Below are 22,299 nucleotides of genomic sequence, written 5' to 3'. Positions count from 1 at the left end.
AGCTAAATGAAGCGATCGCTTATCAGGTTTTTGGAGAAAAATATTAGAACATTAAGTGTTTTTTAGCACTAAGTATAACTGATAAAATCCTGAGAAGAAACTAAGTTGTCTCGGCTGATAAATTGGGGTTGCTGAATTCGGGAATGAATCCAGATGTAGAGACGTTGCAATTGCAACGTCTCCACAAGGATTTTGATATCATGCACAATCGTTTTGATACATCAAATCAGCAACGCCCATAAATTTATGAAAACTATAGATTAGTTTCAAATTCGCTTCAACAATACCGATGCAAGGCTGCAAGGTTGTTTGACATCTGTGGTGGTGTTTTAACCTAACATCTCTTCACACAATCTTTACATAATCTTCATATTAATCCAAAAACTTTATATTCAATGTGTTTTGGAAAACATTCATTCTAAACAATTTAATGATTTATTTATATTTGTCTAAAGCCTTTTGTCCAGAGTCAAATCCAGGCAGATATTCAACGCAAGGAAATCAAAATACATGGCTACATCTCTTCAATTGGTGGCAGATCAAGATCAGGCCGTTGTAGATACCAATATTGGGGATGTTGCTCCCTCCCCTCTATTCAACCTTGATACATTGAATGAGGAATTAATTTCGGGCAAGGTAGCTCCTGCTGATTTTGCCAAGTCGTTCAGCGATCCAACTTTTGTGGAAGCAGCCAGTTTGGCTTACCCACCTGCTGAAATTATTACAACCACTAACGATGCAGCCGCTGAGTTTGTTGTCAAGTTAGCTCCTGATGTAGCAAATGACCCAGTTGCCTATGAGGCATTCTTGACCGCTTATAATCAAACGTCCTCCAATGACGTACTTTTAAGCTCCTCCGAGAATAATTCCAACCTAGCAGCTGTTCCCATCCGTCCCAAGCTGGTTCACATTATTATTGGAACCGCTGCTAATGACATTTTGATCGGTAAAGCCACCCATGATTACATTTTTGGACTGGATGGTAAAGATCTGCTATTCGGGGAAGGCGGGAATGACTTCCTTTTTGGAGGTAATGACGATGATATCCTGCTTGGTGGAATCGGTAACGATAATCTGTTTGGCGAAAACGGAAATGACATTCTGTTTAATGACGCAGGCAGTGATGTCCTCGTAGGTGGTGCTGGTAATGATTACCTTTACGTGTTAGATGCCAGTGGTAGCAGCTTGCTTAATGGTGAAACTGGAATTGACACGGCTGACTACAGTGCTTTAACTCAGGCAATTACCCTGAAGACGACTGGAACCGTGACAAAAGGAATTGGGTTTGGTACAGACCAACTGGTTCAAGTCGAGAGAATTTTTGCAACTTCATCACTCAACGACTGGATTGATGCATCTGACGCAACCAGTCCAACCTCAGTAACCGTTAATTTATCGACCAATTCTCTGATTGCTAATAATGTTCCTGGTCTGGGAACGCTGAGCTTCACAGTTAGCGGTTTTGAGAACGTCAGAGGTACAGCTCAAAACGATAGCATTACTGGTGACAATGCTAACAATATTCTCAGTGGTGGTGCTGGCAACGATGTGTTCGGTGGTAGCCGGGGCAATGATACCATCAACGGTGATGCAGGCATTGACACAGCAAACTACAGTGCCCTCGGACAAACAATCGTTCTTGGTACTACAGGTACGGTCATTAAAGCAGGTGGATTTGGTACTGACCAGTTGATTGGCATTGAAACCATCACCGCTTCTACCTTGCTGGGCGATACGATTAATGCCTCCACTGCAACCGGTAGTGCGACCATTACAGCAAATCTGGGTACCAATAGCTTGACCGTGAACAATGTGGCTATCGGTGGCGTTACCACCAACCTCAACTTCACCGTCAACAACTTTGAGAATGTCACAGGTACCGCTGGTAATGACGTGATTACTGGCAATGCTGGCAACAACATTCTCAGTGGTGGTGCTGGCAACGATGTATTCGGTGGTAGCCAGGGTAACGATACCATCAACGGTGATGCAGGCATTGACACAGCAAACTACAGTGCCCTCGGACAAACCATCGTTCTTGGTACTACAGGTACGGTCACTAAAGCAGGTGGATTTGGTACTGACCAGTTGATTGGCATTGAAACCATCACTGCTTCTACCTTGCTGGGCGATACGATTAATGCCTCCACTGCAACCGGTAGTGCGACCATTACAGCAAATCTGAGTACCAATAGCTTGACTGTGAACAATGTGGCTATCGGTGGCGTTACCACCAACCTCAACTTCACCGTCAACAACTTTGAGAATGTCACAGGTACCGCTGGTAATGACGTGATTACTGGCAATGCCGGCAACAACATTCTCAGTGGTGGTGCTGGCAACGATGTGTTCGGTGGTAGCCAGGGCAATGATACCATCAACGGTGATGCAGGCATTGACACAGCAAACTACAGTGCCCTCGGACAAACAATCGTTCTTGGTACTACAGGTACGGTCACTAAAGCAGGTAGATTTGGTACTGACCAGTTGATTGGCATTGAAACCATCACTGCTTCTACCTTGCTGGGCGATACGATTAATGCCTCCACTGCAACCGGTAGTGCGACCATTACAGCAAATCTGAGTACCAATAGCTTGACTGTGAACAATGTGGCTATCGGTGGCGTTACCACCAACCTCAACTTCACCGTCAATAACTTTGAGAATGTCACAGGTACTGCTGGTAATGACGTGATTACTGGCAATGCTGGCAACAACACTCTCATAGGTGGCGGTGGTGCTGATGTCTTAGTCGGTGGTGCTGGTAACGATCGCTTCACCTTCTTAAATCCTGCGGAAGGTGTAGATATCATCACTGATTTTGCCTCTGCTCCTGATACGATCGCGGTTTCTGCCTCTGGTTTTGGTGGTGGTCTAACGACAGGTGTCCTTTCAGGTCTTCAGTTCTTTTTGGGTACGTCTGCAACAACCGCCGCTCATCGGTTTATCTATAACACTTTGACGGGTGGATTGTTCTTTGATGTTGATGGTACTGGTGCTGCTGCACAACAGCAGATTGCTAGCCTAACCTTTGCTCCAACCCTCACATCGAGTGACATCGAGGTGATTGCTTAACGACTACTTGTCCTAAAAGGGGTTGAAAAGTTAGCTGCCTAACAGACTTCCATAGGACTTAGGCAGCAATACGAAAAATAAAGGGTTTGGACAAAGGGTGTAGGGGTAAGGGGTGTGAGGGTGTAAAACCCTTACACCCTCACACCCCTTACTCCCAGTCTCAACAAACAAGCTTTGTAGCTATGAATGGTTTGTGGGGCTATAGATAGTAAGTTACCAAATTCAGAATTCTGAATTTGGACTCCTTGTTATTGATTTTGCTGACGATTAATATCTTGTAGGTCAAGAGCATAATTTAATCGGAGGACGTTGACGCCAGGCTCACCAAAAATCCATAAAAATCTGCCATCAGTATACTTATTAATTAGACGTAAAATTTCGTCTTCTGGGACTCCACGGGCACGGGCTACTCGCTCTAATTGCTGACGGGCTGCTTTGAAGGAAATATGGGGATCTAAACCCGAACCAGAGGTGTAAATAATATCAGCGATCGCTTCAAGATTTTCATCTCGCAATTGATTTGACTGCTCTATAATCCGATTGAGTAACTCTGGATTGCTAGGAGCAAGATTGCTAGCTCCAGATATGCCAGTTGGCCTTGCTTTTCTTCCTTGGCTATATCTCACAGTACTGGGACGAGAATGGAAATATCCTTCAGATGTGAAAGTTTGACCAATTAAAGCTGAGCCAATTGGTTGATTATTTAAATTCAGCACGATGCTCCCGTTAGCTTGGTAGGGCAAAAAAACTTGACCCACTACAAGAATTAGGAGAGGATAAACGATCGCAGTCAACAACCAAAGCATTAGAGTTATGAAAATTGCTCTGATTGTTTCTCGAATAATAGCCATAATAAATTTTCTACTTGCTCCTAAAATTAATTTTTAATTTTTAATTTTTAATTCTTTTGCCAAATTAGGATGCTGACAACAGCATGAATCATTCGGAGAACTACCACATTCAACCACAGCAAGCTAAAAATAGCGAGTAGTTGATGTTAGGGAACTCCCAGAAATAAAAACAACTGCTTCAAGTTGCTGACTGATGAGTGATGACTGCGAACGGTGGGATATTTCTTGATTTGCAAGTGTCTTATCAAACAAAGGATATCGCCCCAGCAGTGCTTCTGTATGAGTCATCGAACTGCCAATCTCTAGGTTATTTCTCAGTGTTGAGTAACAACTATACTATATTTATTCATATTCCTTTTGTTTCCCCTCTCAACAGCTAAGAGTAAAAATAAAACTGGCAAAAATTTTCATGATCTTACCAAGGTAAGAGGCAGTAATTTTTTTGCAGCATCTCTACTTTTGCTGTTGTTAAGCTAAGCCTACAGCTGTAATCAGCATATCTATTAACTTAATAGCGATAAATGGCGCAATTACTCCACCTAAACCATAAATCAATATATTACGTTGCAATAGTTGATTAGCTGTTAGGGGTCTAAACCGCACGCCCTTCAATGCTAAGGGAATCAAAGCCGGAATAATCAAAGCGTTATAAATCAGTGCTGATAATACAGCAGAATTAGGGCTGGTCAAATTCATAATATTCAGACTTTGCAAGTTAGCCGCGACAAAGATGACTGGAATAATCGCAAAGTATTTCGCAATATCATTAGCGATGGAAAATGTAGTCAATGCGCCGCGAGTAATCAGCAATTGTTTGCCAATGCTCACAATGTCGATTAATTTTGTGGGATCGGAGTCCAAATCTACCATGTTGGCGGCTTCTTTTGCGGCTTGGGTTCCTGTATTCATCGCGACGCCGACGTTAGCTTGGGCTAATGCGGGAGCATCGTTAGTTCCGTCCCCTGTCATCGCGACTAGTTTGCCTGCTGCTTGTTCTTGTTGAATGACGCTGATTTTGTCTTCTGGTGTGGCTTCGGCGATGAAGTCGTCCACCCCAGCTTCTTTGGCAATGACTGAAGCTGTAATTCTGTTATCTCCTGTTAGCATGACGGTACGCACTCCCATACGTCGCAGTGCAAGAAAGCGATCGCGGATACCAGGTTTTACAATATCTTTAAGATAAATAACTCCGTATATTTCGTTATCTAGGCTGACTGCTAGGGGTGTACCTCCCAACAATGAAACTCGTTCGTAGGCTGCGTCTAATTCTGGGGTATCGCGTCCGTTACGAGAACGAACAAATCCTTTAATCGCTCCCACTGCTCCCTTCCTGGCTTCGTGTCCACCGGGTAAGTTGGTACCGCTCATACGTGTTTTGGCAGAAAAATCCACTCCTTCGGCCTGACTGGAATCAAAATCAAATCTTGCGCCTAACTTTTCTGCTAGCCGCACAATAGATTTACCTTCTGGTGTATCATCAAATACACTAGCAGCCCAGGCAACACTGGCAATTTCCGCCATTGTATGATCGTTGATCGGGATAAATTCTTCTGCCAAACGGTTGCCAAGGGTAATTGTACCGGTCTTATCGAGAACTAAAGTGTTAATATCACCACAGGCTTCTACGGCTCGTCCTGAGGTGGCAATGACGTTAAATTGGGCGACTCGATCCATACCGGCAATGCCGATGGTACTCAATAATCCGCCGATGGTGGTGGGGATCAATGCCACTAATAGGGCAATCAAAATTGGGACGCTAACAGGACTATTGACATAGTAGGCAAGTGCGGGCAAAGTCGCCACAACAAACAAAAATATCAGGCTCAGAACTGCTAACAACACCGTTAAGGCAATTTCATTGGGTGTTTTGCTGCGTTCTGCCCCTTCCACCAAGGCAATCATCCGGTCAATAAAGCCTTTACCTGGGTCAGATGTGATGCGGATAATCAATTCATCGGAAATAATCCGCGTCCCACCGGTGACGGAACTGGCAACATCGGAACCTGATTCTTTTAATACTGGTGCGGATTCCCCAGTAATTGCCGATTCGTCCACAGAGGCCACACCCATGATTACTTCCCCATCGGCGGGTATAATATCACCAGCTACTACGTAGATATTATCGCCTTGTTTGAGGCTGGTGGATGAAACTTCACTCACTGTGCCATCGGCAGCGAGTTTTTTAGCGATGGTCTCTGATTTTGTAGACCGCAAGGCATCAGCTTGGGCTTTTCCTCGCCCTTCAGCTACGGCTTCCGCAAAATTGGCAAACCAAACTGTAAAGAATAAAATCCCTGATAACAAGCCGTTAAACAGTTGCGGGTTCTTTTGGTTGGTTGGCCCAAATAAGTTGGGATCGATGGTTACCAATATAGTAACGATCGCCCCCACCCAAACCAAAAACATCACCGGATTTTTGATTGCATACTTAGGGTTGAGCTTGATAAAAGCATCTCGAACTGCCCTTAAGTACAACCACTTAGTATTTATTCTAGCTTTTTTACGTGCTTGGCGGCGATCGCCAGGACGAGAACTTGGGCGTCTAGCTTTGGAGGTAGTTGCCGCTTTATTCATAAAGTTAGGAATGAGGAGTTAAAAGTTAGGAGTTAGGGGTGAGGAGTGAGGAGTGAGGAGTTAGAAGTGAGGAGTTAAAAGTTAGAAGTTAGAAGTTAGAAGTTATTAATTCATAACTCATAACTCATAATTGATAACTCACAACTTTTCTAGCTACCAGAGGCTAGTTGTAAACCTTCGGCTATGGGGCCTAAAGCTAGAACCGGAAAGAAAGTCAATACTCCCAAAACGAGGGTTACTCCAGCAGCGATGCCAATAAATACCAAAGAATCAGTTCTCAGGGTGCCAGGAGTTTCGGGAACTGGTTGTTTGCCAGACATGCCGTCAGCTAACAGGAGGATGGCAAACATGGGAATGTAGCGTCCTACTATTAAGCTAACTAAAGTACTCAAGTTCCACCAGAGGCTATTATCTTTCAATCCTTCCAAGCCAGAACCATTATTTGCCCCGGCTGAGGCAAATTCATAAACTACCTGGGAAATGCCGTGATAGCCAGGATTGCTAATTCCAGATAGGGAAATGGGATAAGCTAAGGCGATCGCGCTGGGAATTAAAACTACAATTGGGTGAATTAATAGGACTACGCTGGCAAGGACGATTTCTCGTTTTTCAATTTTGCGTCCTAAAAATTCTGGGGTTCGTCCCACCATTAACCCAGTCAGAAAAACGGTGAGAATTAAGTAAATGAATAAGTAAGCTGTTCCAGTTCCTTGACCGCCCCAGATAATTTGGATAAATAAGTTGAAGAGAGTCGAAAATATTCCCTGTGGCATTAGGGAATCGTGCATCCCGTTCACAGCACCACACATGGTAGCGGTGGTCATAACTGCCCACAATGCCGTTTGCGCCCAACCAAATCGGACTTCTTTACCCTCTAAAGAAGGCTGTTCTAATCCAATGGTTCTGTTTACCAGGGGATTACCTTGCAGTTCTCCCACGGCTGTGACTCCAACCAGAACTACAAAAACCGCAAACACCATCCAGAAAAGCAGCCACGCTTGTTTGATGTTGTTGGCAAACACGCCATAAGTGTAAATCAAGGCTGCTGGTATGGCAATCATGGCGATGGTTTCGATTAAATTAGAAGCGCCACTGGGATTTTCAAAGGGATGGGCAGAATTAGCACCAAAAAAGCCGCCGCCATTTTCGCCCAACATTTTTATCGCTTCAAAGGATGCTACCGGCCCTCTGGCAATGTACTGGGTTCCACCTTCTAAGGTTGTCACATCCATAGTCTTAGCTAATGTTTGCGGTACACCAACTAAAACTAAGGCGATCGCACCAACAATTGATATTGGTAGTAATATTCGCGTAATGGCACGGGTAAGATCTATGTAAAAGTTACCTAGTCTTCTACCCGTCAACCCCCGAATAAAAGCAATTCCCACCGCTAAGCCGGTGGCTGCGGAGGTGAACATCAAAAAGCCTAAAGCTGATACCTGACTAAAATAACTTAAGGTTGTCTCACCAGCATAGTGTTGCTGGTCGGTATTCGTTAAAAAGGAAATAGTTGTGTGCAGCAATACATCCCAATTAGGCCTACCCAAACCATTAGGATTCCAAGGTAAGAATTTCTGAAAATATACCAGCAAATACACTGAGATTCCCATAATCAGATTAGTGCATATTACAGCCCGGATATATTGCCAGGCTGTCATATCATCTTTTCTGCGGACACCCGCTAGTACGTACATACTTCGCTCTATTGGGTTCATTATGAAATCAAGCAGCGTTCTTTCTCCCAAGAAAACACGCGCCATGTATCTGCCAAAGATTGGAGTAATTGCTACAACGATACACAGCGTTAAGCCGATTTGTAAAAATCCTTGTCCCATGTATTTTTCGCTCTATATAAATTTAAGTGCTGACAAGTTAATCCCTAAAAATAACAGATTAACTGTTGGTGTCTCTAATTTGGCGTGACTTGGCGATATTTTATAGCAGTATGCTTTGATTTTTGAAGTTATTTGTTTAAATAGGCAGGAGGCAGGAGGCAGGAAGCAGGAGGCAGTGTTTCGACTACGCGGTAATCGAGCGAAGTCGAGATTCAACAACCAGGCAGGAGGCAGGAAGCAGGAGGCAGGAGGGAATAGGCAATAGTCAAGAAGTCTTTTCAAGTTGCAACTTAAGTTTGCAAAAATCAAATAAGATTACTACATACTCAGCCAAATGGTTCTGAGTAATAAGTACTGAGTTCAAATATTGCACTGTCTTAAGTCGTTAAGCAATTAGTATTTTTTAGAGACCTGTTAAAATTTCTGTTAAGAATATTTAAATTTTACTGTTATTCATTTATCCTGCTAGTTAGTATGACTAGTTTATACAATAGATTTTTTATATTTGCTACTTTCAAAAATATCAGGGGTTTCTAGAAAATACATTAACCTCTTATCAAAAATAATAATCACGCTCAAGAGGGAAGAAGTACCAGGATAAAGCTGTCCTTTCTCTAGTTTTAGAGTAATTTAAATTACCATAATTCCTTTTTTACGTATTTGTCATACTACACTTCATAGCTGCCAAACAAGATTTATTGCTAACTTGGAATCATTGATAAGTTTTGTTTAAGTATTGGTGGCGATCGCATAAGCGTTTGCCTTAATATTCTGATATTGGTTACCCCAAGCCAGTTATTTGCAAGTGCATAGGCGTAACCCATCGTTCGCGTAGCGTCTCGCACAGAAGATATCGCTTGCTTGAGTTATTGCAGATATTCCCTATTACCTATTGCCCATTGCCCATTGCCTGCTCCCACCAAATCAGTGCCGCAAATAAAATTGCTATAAGCCATTGTTATATTGAAATTACCATGATGAATTTTTGAGGTTAATCAAAATGACACAAGAATTAATAGACCTCAGAACTTGTCTTTTAGAAGGACGTTATGCAGATGCGTTGGCAATTATTGATGAATTAGAGGGAATGAGTAAACAAGCTATTCTGCGTAATATCGAAGCTTATCTAAACATCCTCTTGATTCATTTAATTAAAAACCAAGTAGAACAAAGATTAACTGCTTCCTGGGTCACTTCTATTCGGAATTCTATTCGGCAAATTAAAAAGCTGAATATTAAAGAAAATAAAACATCTTACTATATCAATTTAGATGAATGGGAGAATTTGATAGAAGAAGAAGTTATGGAAGATGCGATCGCAGATGCTAGTGAGGAAGTGATGAATGGTAAATTCACTCGCTCTCAATTATCAGCGATGGTAGATAAAAATCACATTATAGCTACAGCAATAAATCTCCTGGCTTTAACATATACTTATTCGCCGAAGGAATTACCAGCAATTATGGATGATTATTTGAGCCAGTTAGCTGGGGGAGAAAATTGGATAAATCGAGAAAAATAAGGCGATCACTCTTTATTTTAAAGTAGAAGTTACGAAAAACACTGAAGTAGCAAATATAGTCAATATTCCGGTATGCTGATTGCGAAAATGTAACATTTATTTTATAGTACTGTACGGATAAGAAACAAAGAAGCTTTCGCCAATTCAACGTAGAGATGATGAAAGAAATAACTCGCCGCAAATTTATCGCCACAGCCACCTTGGCGACGGGTTTTGCTTTGGCAGTGCAACCGATTTCTGCTGGAGTCATCACCACTGATACCAAAGGTTTGATAGCTGGTGCAGTGAAAATTCCTGTTAAAGATGGCGAAATTCCTGCCTATAGAGCATTACCCGCCACTGGTGAGAATTTCCCCATTGTTCTGGTACTCTCGGAAATCTTTGGCGTACACGAGCATATTCAGGATATCACTCGCCGCTTTGCTAAGTTAGGATATTTAGCGATCGCTCCGGAATTGTTTGTCCGTCAAGGTGATGTCTCAAAATTAAGCAGTATCGACGAAATTCGCCCAATTATTGCCAAAGTACCAGATGCCCAAGTGTTATCCGATCTTGACGCCACGGTAGACTGGGCTGTGAAATCAGCTAAGGGTAATGCTAATAAATTAGCGATTACAGGCTTTTGTTGGGGCGGCCGCATTACCTGGCTATACGCAGCGCACAATCCTAACGTGAAAGCTGGTGTAGCATGGTACGGGCGACTCGTAGGTGATGCTACTCAACTTCAACCCAAGTACCCGGTTGATATTGCCTCAAAACTCAAAGTCCCCGTTCTCGGACTTTATGGTGGTCAGGATACGGGTATTCCCCTAGATACAGTAGAGCAAATGCGCGATCGCCTCAAGTCAAGCAGCAGCAAATCTGAAATCATCGTCTACCCCGATGCACCCCACGCTTTTTTTGCCGATTATCGTCCCTCCTACCGCGAAACAGAAGCTAAGGAAGGCTGGCAGCGCCTTTTGGCGTGGTTTAAGCAATATGGCGTTTGAGAAGGCAGAAGGCAGGAGGCAGAAGGCAGAGGGCAGAGGGCAGTCCCGATGAAACAAGTTTCACAGCCAAGCATGAAAATGTGGTGTGGCACTGAGCTATATAGATACTCATCTAAATAGCATTTTCAAGTCAGAATTTCCTTGTGCCTGGTCGGTGAGCTTGTCGAACTGCTGCCTCCTGCCCTCTGCCTTTCTTCGGTAATTATAAATAGTAGAGACGTAGCATTGCTACGTCTCTACAAGGGTTTAGGATAACGCATATTTAATTTCAGGACAGAAACTGATAGTCAAAATCCCACATTAAGACGCTTTCTTTGTCTGTTGCCTGTTCCCTGCTCTAACTACAGAATTTTTGACCCGATAATTACAATAAATACTGCAAGACCTAGCCCTCTGCGAAAATAATTAACGCCATCAAATAATTCCAGCCACGCCCAAGTAAACAACGCGCCATCTGCTAGTACATCTAACACAGTATTGATTTTGCCAGTAGTCAAAACCAGAGATAGTAAACTAGCTACTGCCCAAAGAATAAGTGGTGGGTTTGGCGGCTGAGCTATAACAATGTTGCCATTGCTGTCACGGAAGATTTTATCAAATAATGTATTTTCTGTATTCTCTGTGTTTTGCATTATTTTCAATTGCTACTTCGCTAAAGATTACTAACTTTTACCGGATACTCTTTCGGCGCTAAACCGACATTTTGTTGCTAATCCTTTAATCAAATTTAAACATTCAATAAATCTCAAACAACTATCTAATTGCGGAGATTGCAGCGGCAAAAACAAACAATATAGCAGTTGAAGCATAACTTAGGACATAAACCGTAAAACCCTCAAATCAAGAGTCTTTTAACCCAATACGGTTCAGTTAAGGACTAATTATAGAAATTATGGGTTTTCGAGATGCGATAAATTGCCGTCTCTACAAGTGTTTTTTAACCCTATTGCCTATTGCCTTTCTCAATACCATACAAATAGAAAAACCTCCCTTATCGGGAGGCTGAAAATTTAGCGGAGACAACTTGCTTTCCTTAAAGAAGAATTACAGCGATCGCTCCTCCGAATGCTGAGAAAATGGCGGAGACTACTGCTGTGGCAAACAACCACCAAGCTGCTGTAGCTGCGGCTTTGCGCGTTTCTTCTGCCTGGCGCTGTGCTTGATGTTTGACTTCTTCGAGGCGGCGTTGGGCTTCGTGCTGTAGACGTTCTGCACGTTGCAATACTGTGTTGCGTGCCCGTTCAATTTGGTCAACGATCCGGTTGGCATCTTCCTGGGAAATGTCTTCACGAGAACTCAGGATTGCTACTAGGGTATCACGGTCAAAGGAGGACAGGCGATCGCGCAGAGCATCAAACCCGGCTTGGGGATCTTCAAAAAATGTGCGAACATCGCGCTTGATACTATCATAATTCAGTTCTGGGCGATCTAGGGAGTTAAGATAGTTGCGGATGCGGGCAAAAACTCCCTCAATTGCATCTTGGATGCCTCGTTGGATGCTCCGTACTTGTTCAACAAATTGATCTCTGACGGAAACAATGTTATCGGCAATCCGCGCTGCTTCTTCATCGGTGATATCTTCACGAATTTTCAGCAGGGCAATGATGGTAGAACGGTCAAAATGAGCTAGGCGATCGCTAAAACTTTCTACCCCCACTCGCGGATCGTGCAACAGTAGTTGTAAGTCGCGTTTGATACCTTCTGGGTTGAGTTCTTCTTTACCAGTTTGTCGCAGATATTCTTCCAGATAAGCTTTGAATGTATCCACTCTTTGCTGTGTTCTGGTAGCTAAACGACGAGGCGCACGTACAATGTTGCGAATCGAGGTTTGTACAGAATCAATGATTTCATTGACTTGCTGTTCGCTCAAGTCTTGACGTTGACTGAGCAATTTCACCAATGTATCCCGGTCTACTTGCGACAATCGACGGCGTAGCGCTATGGCACCATCTTGGGGATTTTCAAACAATCTATTCAAATCCCGTTGAATACCTTCTGGATTCAATTCCTGTTTGCCAGTTTTCCGCAGGTAATCGGCGATGGTGTTGGTAACTGATTCGTATTGCTCTTTTGCTTTGTGTGCTAAAGCTTGGGGTGCGTGGCGGATACCATGCCACGACTCTTCCACGGCGTTGATGATTTGATTAACTTGATCTTGGGTCAAATCTTCCCGTTGACTCAACAACTGTACTAAAGTATCGCGGTCAAAGCGAGACAATCGCGCCCGAATGGCAGAAATTCCAGCTTGGGGATCTTCTAGTAACGTTTTGAGGTCGGCGCGGATGGCATCAGGATTCAGTTCTGTTTTGCCAGTGTTACGCAGATATGATTCGACATTCAACCACAAAGTTTCAGCTTGATATTGTGCTTGTTCTGCCAGACCTTTGGATTCAATTAAAGCGCGATCGCGTTGTTTTTCCAACTCGTCCAAAATGCTGTCTACTTCATATAGCTGAATATCACTACGTTCCAGCAATATCTGTCGCATTTCGTCACGTTGAATGTGTGCCAGTCGCAACACCAGAGTTTCATAATCTGCTTCTGGATCTTGCAACAGTGCTTTAAAATCGCGCTCAATGCCTTCGGGTGTTAACTCTGCTTTGGCAGTAACCAGCAGATAACTTTCAACTCGGCGTTGTAAGTCTTGTACAATCTCTCTCTCTTCTTGGGCTGTGACTGTCACCAGCACTTCTTTGCGAACAATTTCTAACCGGTCTGCAATGCGCTGAATTTGGGTTTGGGTAAGTAGTCCCCGCTGTTGCAAAATATTGACGAAATCGTTGCGGGATAGTCGTTCTAGTTCTCTGCGGATTGTCCCAGGATCGGCAGCTGGGTCATAGATGACATCGGCGAATTCTTGAGCAATTCTTTCTTGGCTGAGTTGCCAAGCATAGGTGTTGGACAGGTAGTTTTCCACATCAGCCCGAATTGGACTATAGGGTTGGGATGGTGTGGGCAAACCTAGCTTATCTGCTTGTTGGGTAACTTTGTCTTTGGCGGTGGTCAGACTACGCAGGATTTTTTCCACATCCAAATCGGATAAATCAGCGCGTCCCAACACTATGCCAGTTAAAGCAGAGATTCCTTGTTGCAGTGTGCTTTGGATTGGGCCAGGTGCAGCTTTTTGCTCAGCTTCCTTGGAACCACGCATTTCTGTCACTAACCGATCCAGCTTGGCATTGAGTTCATCTGTCTTGGTTTGTCCGGGTGGCAGTGATTTGAGATAGTCAATTAATTCACCCAAACGGTCTTGGCTGGGCGCTTGCTGACTGACTACCTGTTGCCAAACTTTATACAAAGTATCAGCAATGCGGCTAACATCTTTTTTGGAAAGGTCAGTACGGCTGCTGACTAAATCGATAAACTTTTGGCGATCGATGTTGCGGATGTCTGGACTATTAGCGATCGCTTTTAGTTGGGGGTCGTTGAGTAAATTTTCAAAATCACTGCGAATCCTTGATAAATCTAACTCTGGCGGACGCAGCTTATCTAAATAATCTTCAATGTTTTCTCGGATACTTACTGGGTCGATGGCGCTTCCTAGTTCCCGACGCACAGCGGCGGCGGCGGCTTCAGCTGTGGCTACAACTTGGTTATTGACAGCTTTTGCCCCCAATGCAGCGGTAGCTGTCCCCATAATCGCCTGAAACCCAGAGGTGGCCGTGTTCACAACCGAGCCAATTAACGAACCCACGGTGGTGGAACTTACCCAAACCAGCAGCAAAAAGTAAGCACCCCAAATCACCAAACCGAGAATTGCTCCTAACCTTGGGTCTAAAATCACAAGGCTCAACTTCACAGCCAGGAAAGTGGCAATTAATAAAGCGATGGTTACAGTAACTAATGTCCAAAGTCCTACTGCTGTGCCAACTTTGCGAATAGTGCCGCCCAAACTTCCGACTTCGCCACCATCTGAATCTGAGTCGGATGGACGCCCCAGGTAGGAAATACCGGCTGCAACGGAGAGATTAGTAAGGACTAATTGAAAAGCAAAGGCTAAAATCACGCCGGAGATTAAAGCCACAAAAAAGCGCGGCCCGGAAGGCGTGACAACTGAAGGATCTACCGGAACCTGTGCAAACCACAATAGTGGTTTGTAGAGTCCCAGCATGATTTCCGTACTTTCAAACATTGTATTTCCTTGTCTTAGTGATTTAATTTTTGGGCGGATTAAGAATTTCGTGAGAAATAACTCTTAGTATTTATCTGTGTACCTATGGCAATACCTAACTCTTAAGATCAGAATCGTGGAATTTAGGTGTTTAAAGCATCTCTCCAAAGATTGAAAACCCTATCCAGCGGAAGATATAAATTTTATTATCTATTGGTGTAAATCTTAATCAAATTGGTACTTGCCACTAATATATTTAGCGTTATTTTTTAAATTTTTAATTTATTTTATCTCGTTTATTTTTAATAAATTTAGAGTTTCCTGACAAATCCAAAGAATTTGTTCAAATACCTATTTTTATCACCCTCTCAAGGTTGATTTATTTACAAAAATACATAATTAATCATCGGTCATAAGAAGTGCTTGTAGTTTGTGCCCACAGGCAGAAAGCAAATTAAATTTAAATAGCTACATTAAAGTTAACAAATAAATAATTGAGGACAAAAAAATGGCAACTAACTATTGCAAAAATTCGCTAATAATTGGAACCGGATAAAACGCAATTGTCAGTTGTAGTTTATTTGTTGCAAATAACAAATTACTAATGACCAATGACAGTCTTCACCAAAGAATGTGCAACCTTGGATGCACATAAAACACTTAAAAAGTAGTTGAATTTGAAAGGAAAAAACAATGGAAACTCGTCCGTCTACCAATTTACCACCAGTTGCTACAGCTTACAACGGCCGCGATCGCAATGAATTTCTCTTTGGCTGGACTCCCCAAGCTGAAATCTGGAATGGTCGTTTTGCAATGATTGGTTTTCTTGCCTATTTACTTTGGGATTTAGCTGGTTTTAGCGTCCTGCGTGACATATTGCGGATAGTTGGCTACTAAATCTTAAATGTCTAAAAAACACTAAACTTTGGAGAAAAAAAATGGTTAACAAAGAAACTCGTCCATCTACTGATTTACCAGCAGTTGCACCAGAATATAACGGCGTAGACCGCAATGCCTTTTTGTTTGGCTGGACTCCCCAAGCAGAAATTTGGAATGGTCGCCTAGCAATGATTGGCTTTGTTTTCTATTTACTTTGGGATTTAGCCGGTTATAGTTTTCTGCGCGACGTATTGCACATCATCAGATATTAACAAATGATTAGTAGAGACGTTGCAATGCAACGTCTCTACATTCGTTGTAATAAAACTGAATTCTGACTTCTGAATTTTGCTACAGCAAAAAGCGAAATAACACATAAAAAGCCGAAGTTACTAATTGCAATAACATCACTGGAATACCGTAGTGCAAAAAAGTTTTAAACGATATTCGCTTTCCATGTTGCTCAGAAATCCCGGCAGCTACGATATTAGATGATGCTCCCACTAATGTGCCATTACCTCCCAAAGTTGCACCAAACATCATTGCATAAAACAGTGGTAAAACTTCTGGGGGAAACTGTCCTTGAAAATCTTGCGCTAGAACTTCTGGCGGTGCTAAACCAACAGTGACAAGATACTGTTTGAGTAAAGGCACCATCGCCACCACTAAAGGAATATTGGGCACTAAGCTAGATAATATACCTACAACAAATAACAAAACTAGCGAACCTAAAATAATATTTTTCCCTAAAATAGCGGCTAATACTCCTGATAAACCATTGATTACACCTGTTTTTTCCAGCCCTCCTATTAGCACAAAAATACTCATAAAAAATATTAATGTACTCCAATCTACATCACGTAAGATATTATTAACTGAATCAATTTTGCTATGATGAGATAACAGCAAAGCTAAAGCTCCTCCTAACAAAGCCACAGCAGCGGGAGAGATGGGAACTGGAAGAGATTCCCCAATCACAAAAAATACCAGCACAAAAATGACAATAATTGCACCCACAGTTAAAGCTCGTGGATGATTAATTTGCGGATGTGGCAATTCTTCGAGATTATCTAGTTTGGTATTCCAAATTTTACGAAATAAAAATGGTAGTGTTGCAATTACTGTGGCAACAGCAATTACTCCTCCTAAACTCAACTTTAATAAATAGTCAGTAAAACTAATATTCACTGCATCCCCAACAATAAAGGTAGCGGGGTCGCCAACTAAAGTCAGCAGTCCGGCACTATTAGCAATAAATACCATTAAAATTAATAAAGGTACGAAATTTATCCCAACTTCCTGCGCCATTGGTGGAATTAAAGGTGCTAACAACATGACTGTTGTGGCATTCGGCAAAACAGCACAAATTGGTGTGACAATAGCCACTATACCAAGTAATAAACGCTTGCCTTCTCCTTTGGCAAGGAGGACTATTTGAGTAGCTAAATATTCAAATATTTTGGTAGGCTCAAAAGCCCGTACTAACACCATAACTCCAAAGAATAAACCGAGTGTTCCATGACTGTTGCCGATGTAACCAACAGCTTGTTCTAAGGTCATAATGTTGCTAAAAACTAATAATAATGCTCCTAATAATGCAGCAATGGTGAGATGTACCCATTCTGTCATCACTAAAATGATGACACCAATAAATGTAACCACACTGAGGATGGCTTGCCAGTTTTCCACACCTTAACTCCCGCAGTTTAATTGATTGGATAGTAGCGAAAAAGCCACCTAAATCTAGGTGACTTATCTAAGATTACAATTTGATATAGTTATTGAAATTCTGAATAGCGATTATTCCTCAATACAGCTAGGAATGCCTAAAACAGCGCAGGGAAAATCAGAATCTAGTGCTTCAATCATGGGATGATTGACAGATTTACAACCAACAAACAGGATATCGGCTGTTTCTAATTCCACAACTTTTTTAAGTTCTGTGGAAATGGAACCAAACCGCAAATGAGATTTGAAACAACCTTGCCATTCTTCAGCCAAACTTCGTGCTTGCCAAAGAATTCTATCGGCTTCTTGCAAGGGAGTGACGGCTGTGTGCAATTTTGGTTGAGTTAAAACAAGTGTGGGGGATTTTGATATTTCACTAATCTGGCATTCCAATGAAGGTTGCTGTATGGGAAAATTCAAAATATTTGGATAGTGGCTGCTTTCACGATCTTCTAACACATAAACAGCTTGGACTGTAACTTCTGTATTGGTTGCTAGACGTGTTTGATGGGCAATCCAAAAGGCAAGATCCAACGCCGTATGACTATTCGGAGAAGCATCATAGGCAACAATTAAGTTAACAGAATTTGCTGTGGCACATTGTTGAGAAAATGGATTTTTGGGTTCTGGCAACAATACCATTTGTTCAATTAAGTCATCTCGACCTATGGCACTTTGCAGACGTGCTAACATTGGCTTAATTTTCACAGCTTTACTTCTCCAAATTAAATAAACTAGCAATGAGAAGCAGGGCGACCAATTTTGGATTTTGGATTTTGGACTTCGGCTTACCTCGACTTCGCTCGGTACAAGTCGCTCAGTCGAACGATTTTAGATTGTTCTGCAAAAATCGCAATCTAAAATCGAAAATCTAAAATTTACAATCGGTAGAGGAAACCCCAATAACAACTGTATTACAGCCAAAGTGTTGGGGGTTCCTTCCATTGCCTACGGAGTTAGCTGACGGGCTAAGACTGGAAGGTGTCTCTCTCTTGGTAGTACTGAGTGTTGAGTGCTGATTGCTGAGTTAATATTAATAATTCTTAACTCTTAACTCCTAACTCTTAACTCTTAACTCTTGACTCTTAACTCCTCAGTTTGTATGAGATTAGCCCCATGATATGGTTCCTCCGCTTCAAATCCAGCTTTCATGAATTTGAATTAGGCTACCCGCTAAAAAAATGATAATCTACTTTACTCGTCTTGCGTGAAATATCGATCTAGGAAATTGAGGGCGTGGTTGCGGAGTTCAAAATATTCTTTTGAGTTTCGCATGGCAGCGCGATCGCGTGGGTGTTCAAAAGGAACTTCTAATATCTCACCGATATTAGCTGCTGGCCCGTTGGTCATTAATACGATGCGATCGGACATGTAAATTGCTTCGTCTACATCGTGGGTAATCATCATCACTGCTTGTCGATGACTCTCCCAAATATCCAATACTTGCCGCTGCAATTTACCACGAGTAAGCGCATCTAGCGCCCCAAAAGGTTCATCCATTAATAACATTTTAGGACGAATTGCTAAAGCTCTGGCAATACCTACGCGTTGTTTCATACCTCCAGAAAGTTCATCAGGATACTTATCAGCCGCCGCCGTTAAGTTTACCATTGACAAGTGTTCGTTTACAATGCTAATTTTTTCAGATCTATTAGCATTTTTTAACACTTCATCCACGGCTAAACGGATATTTTCTCGCACTGTTAACCAAGGTAACAATGCGTAATTTTGAAACACCATCATCCTCTCTGCTCCAGGCTTGCGGATTTCTTTTCCATCCAAGCGTACTGAGCCAGAAGTTGCTTTTTCTAAACCACCGATAATCTTCAGTAGCGTCGATTTTCCACAACCAGAGTGACCAATTACAGAAATATATTCATCTTCACCAATTGTTAGATTAACTCCATCTAAAACAACAAAATTATCTTTATCTGGTGTCGGATAAGACTTGACTAAATTTTCAATTTCTAAAAATCCAGAACGGGACATAACTTGGGTTTGGGTATCAATAGGTAATGAGGTAGATTCCATCATCAAATGCTCCAGCAATAATTTAGTCAGTCAATTTTGGATTTTGAATTTTGGATTTTGGATTGATTATGAGCAAAGGGGTACTGGGTTGGTGAAGATTTTATATTTCTTCTGGTCACAAGGGGCGCGGTTTGCACCTAAAATCTAAAATCCAAAATCTAAAATTCCTGCGGTCAATATTTGAACTTGGTATTTAAGACATGAAAAAACTAGTGGGAGCATTAGCCCTGATAGCAAAACTATTCAGATAGCCCACTGGATCGCTGGGATCAAAGCCTTTCTTATCTATAAATACTTCTGGCGGTTCGACTTTGTAATCATCCTTAGGACATTTTATGCCCATTTCGGTTGCTATCTCGCGATATAAATCCGTTCTCCAACCTCTTTCGGCTAGTTTGTCGGCATCTTTAGGAAATGCTTTGATTTGTCCCCACCTTGCTGCTTGAGTCATCAACCAAATACTTCTAGATCTCCATAAAAATGTCGAGTGTTCTGCTGGCTGTTTGGGAAGATTGTCTGGAATATCGTAGAAAATTGTGGTGTCAGCGGCTTGAATAGTGCGGTCTTTGCCATCAAAGCCACCATAGTTGTAGTTACCAACAATTGCCGGACTGGTAAACTTGGCAATTGGGGCATTTTTATTTTTCGGTCTTGCACCTGTAAAGGAACGGTCTGTCAGCAGTTCGGCAACTTCTTGGCGATTTTCGGCTTTGCTGCAATACTGGCAAGCTTCAATCATTGCTTTGACGAGGGAACGATAGGTTTTAGGATATTTCTCGATGAAAGATTCCATTACCCCCAAAAGTCGGTCTGGGTGTCCAAGCCAGACTTCTTTGCCTTGGGCGAAGGTAAAGCCGATGTTTTCGTTTCCTGTAATTGCTCTGGTGTTCCAGGGTTCTGCAACCATATAAGCTTGCATGGCGCCAATTCGCACGTTGGTCACCATTTGGGGTGGCGGAACGATGATGACGCGAAATTCTTTGAGAGGATCGACACCGGCAGCGGCGGATATGTAACGAACAAAGTATTCGTAAATGGCGGAACTCAGAACAACTGCCCAAACTTTGCGTTCTGGTGGTTGGCTATCAAAGTAGCCTCGAAAATCTTTGCCAAAGGCTTCTAGGGCACCATCGCCATATTTTTGTTGATACTCGTACCAGGGACGCAGCCCAAAATCCCACATGGCTTTGTTCATGGTCATGGCGTTACCGTGGCGGTGAATGGTCATGGCCGCACACAAGGGGGCGTGGCGTGCGCCTTCGGCACCAATTCTGGCGTTGGTAACGGCGCCGGATACTACAGGTGAAGCATCCAAGCGGCCAAAAATGATGCCGTCGCGGGAGGTGGCCCAACTGGCTTCGCGGTTGAGGGTGACGTTTAAACCATATTTGCGGAAGAAGCCTTTTTTCCAGGCGATCGCAAATGGCGCACAATCATTAACGGGAACGTATCCAACGGTAAGATCGGGTTTTTCTAAATCGCTAGATTTAACTATCGGTTGCACCGATAAGGCTTCTTCTGTTAATCCTTTGGCGGATCTATCTCCAGAAATTCCACAGGAAGAGAGGGCAATTCCGGCTGTGGTTGCTCCTATTCCTTTGATAAAGTCTCGTCGAGTGTAGTTATAGTCACTCATTTTTGTGGCTCCGTTGGTGACTCAATTTTGGATTTTAGATTTGTTCTATGTAGCTTGTTTTTCCCGCAGTGAGTAGAAATTCATCAGCAACTCTACTAGACGCTGCACGAGCAAACATGATTAAATTTTGGATTTGGAATTATTCAATCCAAAATCTAAAATTTAAAATCTAAAATTCGGTTTAACTTAGTTGGAAGGTGTGGGGCGGCGAGTTACTATTTCTTGAATTTTACCGACGCCGTAATCAAGAATTAATCCGGTTACGCCAATTACTAATACGGCTAGAAAAACTGAACTCAGGTTTAAGCGACTCCATTCGTCCCAGACGAAAAAGCCGATACCAATACCACCTGTGAGCATTTCTACGGCAACGATTACTAGCCAAGCTATACCTAAACTAATTCGCAAACCTGTAAAAATATAGGGCAAACTTGCAGGCCAAATGATTTTTATAATCTGCCGCCAACGTGGCATTTCTAATACTCGTGCCACATTTAAGTAATCTTTGGGAACGCTAGAAACTCCTAAGGCGGTGTTAATAATTGTCGGCCACAAGGAAGTAATAAAGATGACAAAAATCGCTGAAGGATCTGCTAAGTTGAAGATAGCTAAAGCGATGGGTAACCAAGCTAAAGGCGATACGGGTTTAAAAATTTGAATGATGGGATTGAGGGCTAGCATTGCCGGTCTAGACATGCCAATGAGAAACCCTAGAGGTATGGCTACTATCGCACCTAGTAAAAAGCCTAGTATTACTCTTCGCAGACTTGCTATTAATAACCAACCAATTCCTAAGTTGCCTGGGCCCCGTTGGTAGAAGGGATTTAAGATGTAGTCCAAATTAGCTGATAGTGCTTCTGGTGGGGTGGGCATTAATTCATGATTGGCAAGTGCAACAATCCACCACAGCACAATTATTCCCAAAAAACCCAAAACAGGTAAAAAGAAGACATCTTTACTGATGACGGGTTTTGTCTTTTTCCAAGCAGTTTGTCCAGCGATCGCCGCGATCGCTGCTAAATTTAATTGAAAGATCATTATGGAACCTCAACAGGGTTAAGTGCAGGT

16 protein-coding genes and 1 riboswitch are annotated in these 22,299 nt (G+C 42.5%); of the genes, 5 read left to right on the top strand and 11 right to left on the bottom strand.

The window, feature by feature from the left end; all coding sequences use genetic code 11:
• The first annotated feature begins 510 nt into the window (after positions 1–510).
• Entirely contained in the window at positions 511–3,075 is a 2,565-nt protein-coding gene (locus H6H03_RS02330) for a beta strand repeat-containing protein (RefSeq protein WP_190953513.1), read from the top strand.
• A 248-nt stretch (positions 3,076–3,323) separates the two neighbouring features.
• Here H6H03_RS02330 and kdpC read toward each other — a convergent pair whose 3' ends face one another.
• The 4 genes from kdpC to kdpA form a co-directional block, all read right to left on the bottom strand.
• A complete protein-coding gene (gene kdpC, locus H6H03_RS02325; protein ID WP_190953512.1) occupies positions 3,324–3,926 on the bottom strand; it encodes a K(+)-transporting ATPase subunit C in 603 nt (200 codons plus the stop codon).
• Between the two features lie 123 nt (positions 3,927–4,049).
• On the bottom strand, positions 4,050–4,214 hold the full coding sequence (locus H6H03_RS02320; protein WP_190953511.1) for a hypothetical protein: 165 nt from the start codon (positions 4,212–4,214) through the stop codon (positions 4,050–4,052).
• Positions 4,215–4,394: 180 nt separating this feature from the next.
• Positions 4,395–6,500, bottom strand: coding sequence for a potassium-transporting ATPase subunit KdpB (gene kdpB / locus H6H03_RS02315; protein ID WP_190953510.1), 2,106 nt, complete (start codon positions 6,498–6,500; stop codon positions 4,395–4,397).
• A 149-nt stretch (positions 6,501–6,649) separates the two neighbouring features.
• Positions 6,650–8,335 (bottom strand): potassium-transporting ATPase subunit KdpA, encoded by a 1,686-nt coding sequence (kdpA, locus tag H6H03_RS02310; protein ID WP_190953509.1) that lies wholly within the window; start codon positions 8,333–8,335, stop codon positions 6,650–6,652.
• A 1,000-nt stretch (positions 8,336–9,335) separates the two neighbouring features.
• On the opposite strand from kdpA, the gene H6H03_RS02305 reads away from it, so the two are divergent.
• Positions 9,336–9,857 carry a DUF29 family protein gene (locus tag H6H03_RS02305; RefSeq protein ID WP_190953508.1) on the top strand — a complete coding sequence of 174 codons (522 nt, stop codon included), beginning with the start codon at positions 9,336–9,338 and terminating at the stop codon, positions 9,855–9,857.
• Positions 9,858–10,015: 158 nt separating this feature from the next.
• Positions 10,016–10,846, top strand: a complete 831-nt coding sequence (locus tag H6H03_RS02300; RefSeq protein ID WP_190953566.1) for a dienelactone hydrolase family protein — start codon at positions 10,016–10,018, stop codon at positions 10,844–10,846.
• Positions 10,847–11,187: 341 nt separating this feature from the next.
• Here the strand turns inward: H6H03_RS02300 and H6H03_RS02295 are convergent, their stop codons facing one another.
• Positions 11,188–11,478 carry a hypothetical protein gene (locus H6H03_RS02295; protein WP_190953507.1) on the bottom strand — a complete coding sequence of 97 codons (291 nt, stop codon included), beginning with the start codon at positions 11,476–11,478 and terminating at the stop codon, positions 11,188–11,190.
• A gap of 401 nt (positions 11,479–11,879) precedes the next feature.
• Positions 11,880–14,978: an MFS transporter gene (locus H6H03_RS02290; RefSeq protein WP_190953506.1), complete on the bottom strand. Its 3,099-nt coding sequence runs from the start codon at positions 14,976–14,978 to the stop codon at positions 11,880–11,882.
• 672 nt (positions 14,979–15,650) lie between these two features.
• Between H6H03_RS02290 and H6H03_RS02285 the strand changes: the two genes are divergently transcribed.
• Together H6H03_RS02285 and H6H03_RS02280 are read left to right on the top strand one after the other, a co-directional pair.
• Positions 15,651–15,854: a chlorophyll a/b-binding protein gene (locus H6H03_RS02285; RefSeq protein ID WP_190953505.1), complete on the top strand. Its 204-nt coding sequence runs from the start codon at positions 15,651–15,653 to the stop codon at positions 15,852–15,854.
• A gap of 41 nt (positions 15,855–15,895) precedes the next feature.
• Positions 15,896–16,108 (top strand): chlorophyll a/b-binding protein, encoded by a 213-nt coding sequence (locus tag H6H03_RS02280; RefSeq protein WP_190953504.1) that lies wholly within the window; start codon positions 15,896–15,898, stop codon positions 16,106–16,108.
• A gap of 79 nt (positions 16,109–16,187) precedes the next feature.
• On the opposite strand, the gene H6H03_RS02275 is transcribed toward H6H03_RS02280, so the two are convergent.
• The 5 genes from H6H03_RS02275 to ntrB form a co-directional block, all read right to left on the bottom strand.
• On the bottom strand, positions 16,188–17,525 hold the full coding sequence (locus H6H03_RS02275; protein ID WP_190953503.1) for an ArsB/NhaD family transporter: 1,338 nt from the start codon (positions 17,523–17,525) through the stop codon (positions 16,188–16,190).
• Positions 17,526–17,636: 111 nt separating this feature from the next.
• Positions 17,637–18,257 carry a universal stress protein gene (locus H6H03_RS02270; RefSeq protein WP_190953565.1) on the bottom strand — a complete coding sequence of 207 codons (621 nt, stop codon included), beginning with the start codon at positions 18,255–18,257 and terminating at the stop codon, positions 17,637–17,639.
• 237 nt (positions 18,258–18,494) lie between these two features.
• Positions 18,495–18,742: riboswitch (cyclic di-AMP (ydaO/yuaA leader) on the bottom strand.
• Between the two features lie 16 nt (positions 18,743–18,758).
• Entirely contained in the window at positions 18,759–19,595 is an 837-nt protein-coding gene (locus H6H03_RS02265) for an ABC transporter ATP-binding protein (RefSeq protein WP_190953564.1), read from the bottom strand.
• Positions 19,596–19,788: 193 nt separating this feature from the next.
• A complete protein-coding gene (locus H6H03_RS02260; RefSeq protein ID WP_190953502.1) occupies positions 19,789–21,231 on the bottom strand; it encodes an ABC transporter substrate-binding protein in 1,443 nt (480 codons plus the stop codon).
• A 186-nt stretch (positions 21,232–21,417) separates the two neighbouring features.
• Complete coding sequence (gene ntrB / locus H6H03_RS02255; RefSeq protein ID WP_190953501.1) at positions 21,418–22,269, bottom strand: nitrate ABC transporter permease; 852 nt, start codon at positions 22,267–22,269, stop codon at positions 21,418–21,420.
• Positions 22,270–22,299: the final 30 nt, after the last annotated feature.

This window comes from Nostoc paludosum FACHB-159 (genome assembly GCF_014698835.1).
GTDB classification, from domain to species: domain Bacteria; phylum Cyanobacteriota; class Cyanobacteriia; order Cyanobacteriales; family Nostocaceae; genus Nostoc; species Nostoc paludosum.
Note: the sequence above shows the minus strand (reverse complement) of the source record. Positions and strands in the feature narration are given on the sequence as shown.

What these genes read in the sequence shown, in the direction of transcription:
- H6H03_RS02330 (WP_190953513.1), top strand. Translation starts at nt 511, where the DNA reads ATGGCTACATCTCTTCAATTGGTGGCAGATCAAGATCAGGCCGTTGTA.
- kdpC (WP_190953512.1), bottom strand. Translation starts at nt 3,926, where the DNA reads ATGGCTATTATTCGAGAAACAATCAGAGCAATTTTCATAACTCTAATG.
- H6H03_RS02320 (WP_190953511.1), bottom strand. Translation starts at nt 4,214, where the DNA reads ATGACTCATACAGAAGCACTGCTGGGGCGATATCCTTTGTTTGATAAG.
- kdpB (WP_190953510.1), bottom strand. Translation starts at nt 6,500, where the DNA reads ATGAATAAAGCGGCAACTACCTCCAAAGCTAGACGCCCAAGTTCTCGT.
- kdpA (WP_190953509.1), bottom strand. Translation starts at nt 8,335, where the DNA reads ATGGGACAAGGATTTTTACAAATCGGCTTAACGCTGTGTATCGTTGTA.
- H6H03_RS02305 (WP_190953508.1), top strand. Translation starts at nt 9,336, where the DNA reads ATGACACAAGAATTAATAGACCTCAGAACTTGTCTTTTAGAAGGACGT.
- H6H03_RS02300 (WP_190953566.1), top strand. Translation starts at nt 10,016, where the DNA reads ATGAAAGAAATAACTCGCCGCAAATTTATCGCCACAGCCACCTTGGCG.
- H6H03_RS02295 (WP_190953507.1), bottom strand. Translation starts at nt 11,478, where the DNA reads ATGCAAAACACAGAGAATACAGAAAATACATTATTTGATAAAATCTTC.
- H6H03_RS02290 (WP_190953506.1), bottom strand. Translation starts at nt 14,978, where the DNA reads ATGTTTGAAAGTACGGAAATCATGCTGGGACTCTACAAACCACTATTG.
- H6H03_RS02285 (WP_190953505.1), top strand. Translation starts at nt 15,651, where the DNA reads ATGGAAACTCGTCCGTCTACCAATTTACCACCAGTTGCTACAGCTTAC.
- H6H03_RS02280 (WP_190953504.1), top strand. Translation starts at nt 15,896, where the DNA reads ATGGTTAACAAAGAAACTCGTCCATCTACTGATTTACCAGCAGTTGCA.
- H6H03_RS02270 (WP_190953565.1), bottom strand. Translation starts at nt 18,257, where the DNA reads ATGTTAGCACGTCTGCAAAGTGCCATAGGTCGAGATGACTTAATTGAA.
- H6H03_RS02265 (WP_190953564.1), bottom strand. Translation starts at nt 19,595, where the DNA reads ATGGAATCTACCTCATTACCTATTGATACCCAAACCCAAGTTATGTCC.
- H6H03_RS02260 (WP_190953502.1), bottom strand. Translation starts at nt 21,231, where the DNA reads ATGAGTGACTATAACTACACTCGACGAGACTTTATCAAAGGAATAGGA.
- ntrB (WP_190953501.1), bottom strand. Translation starts at nt 22,269, where the DNA reads ATGATCTTTCAATTAAATTTAGCAGCGATCGCGGCGATCGCTGGACAA.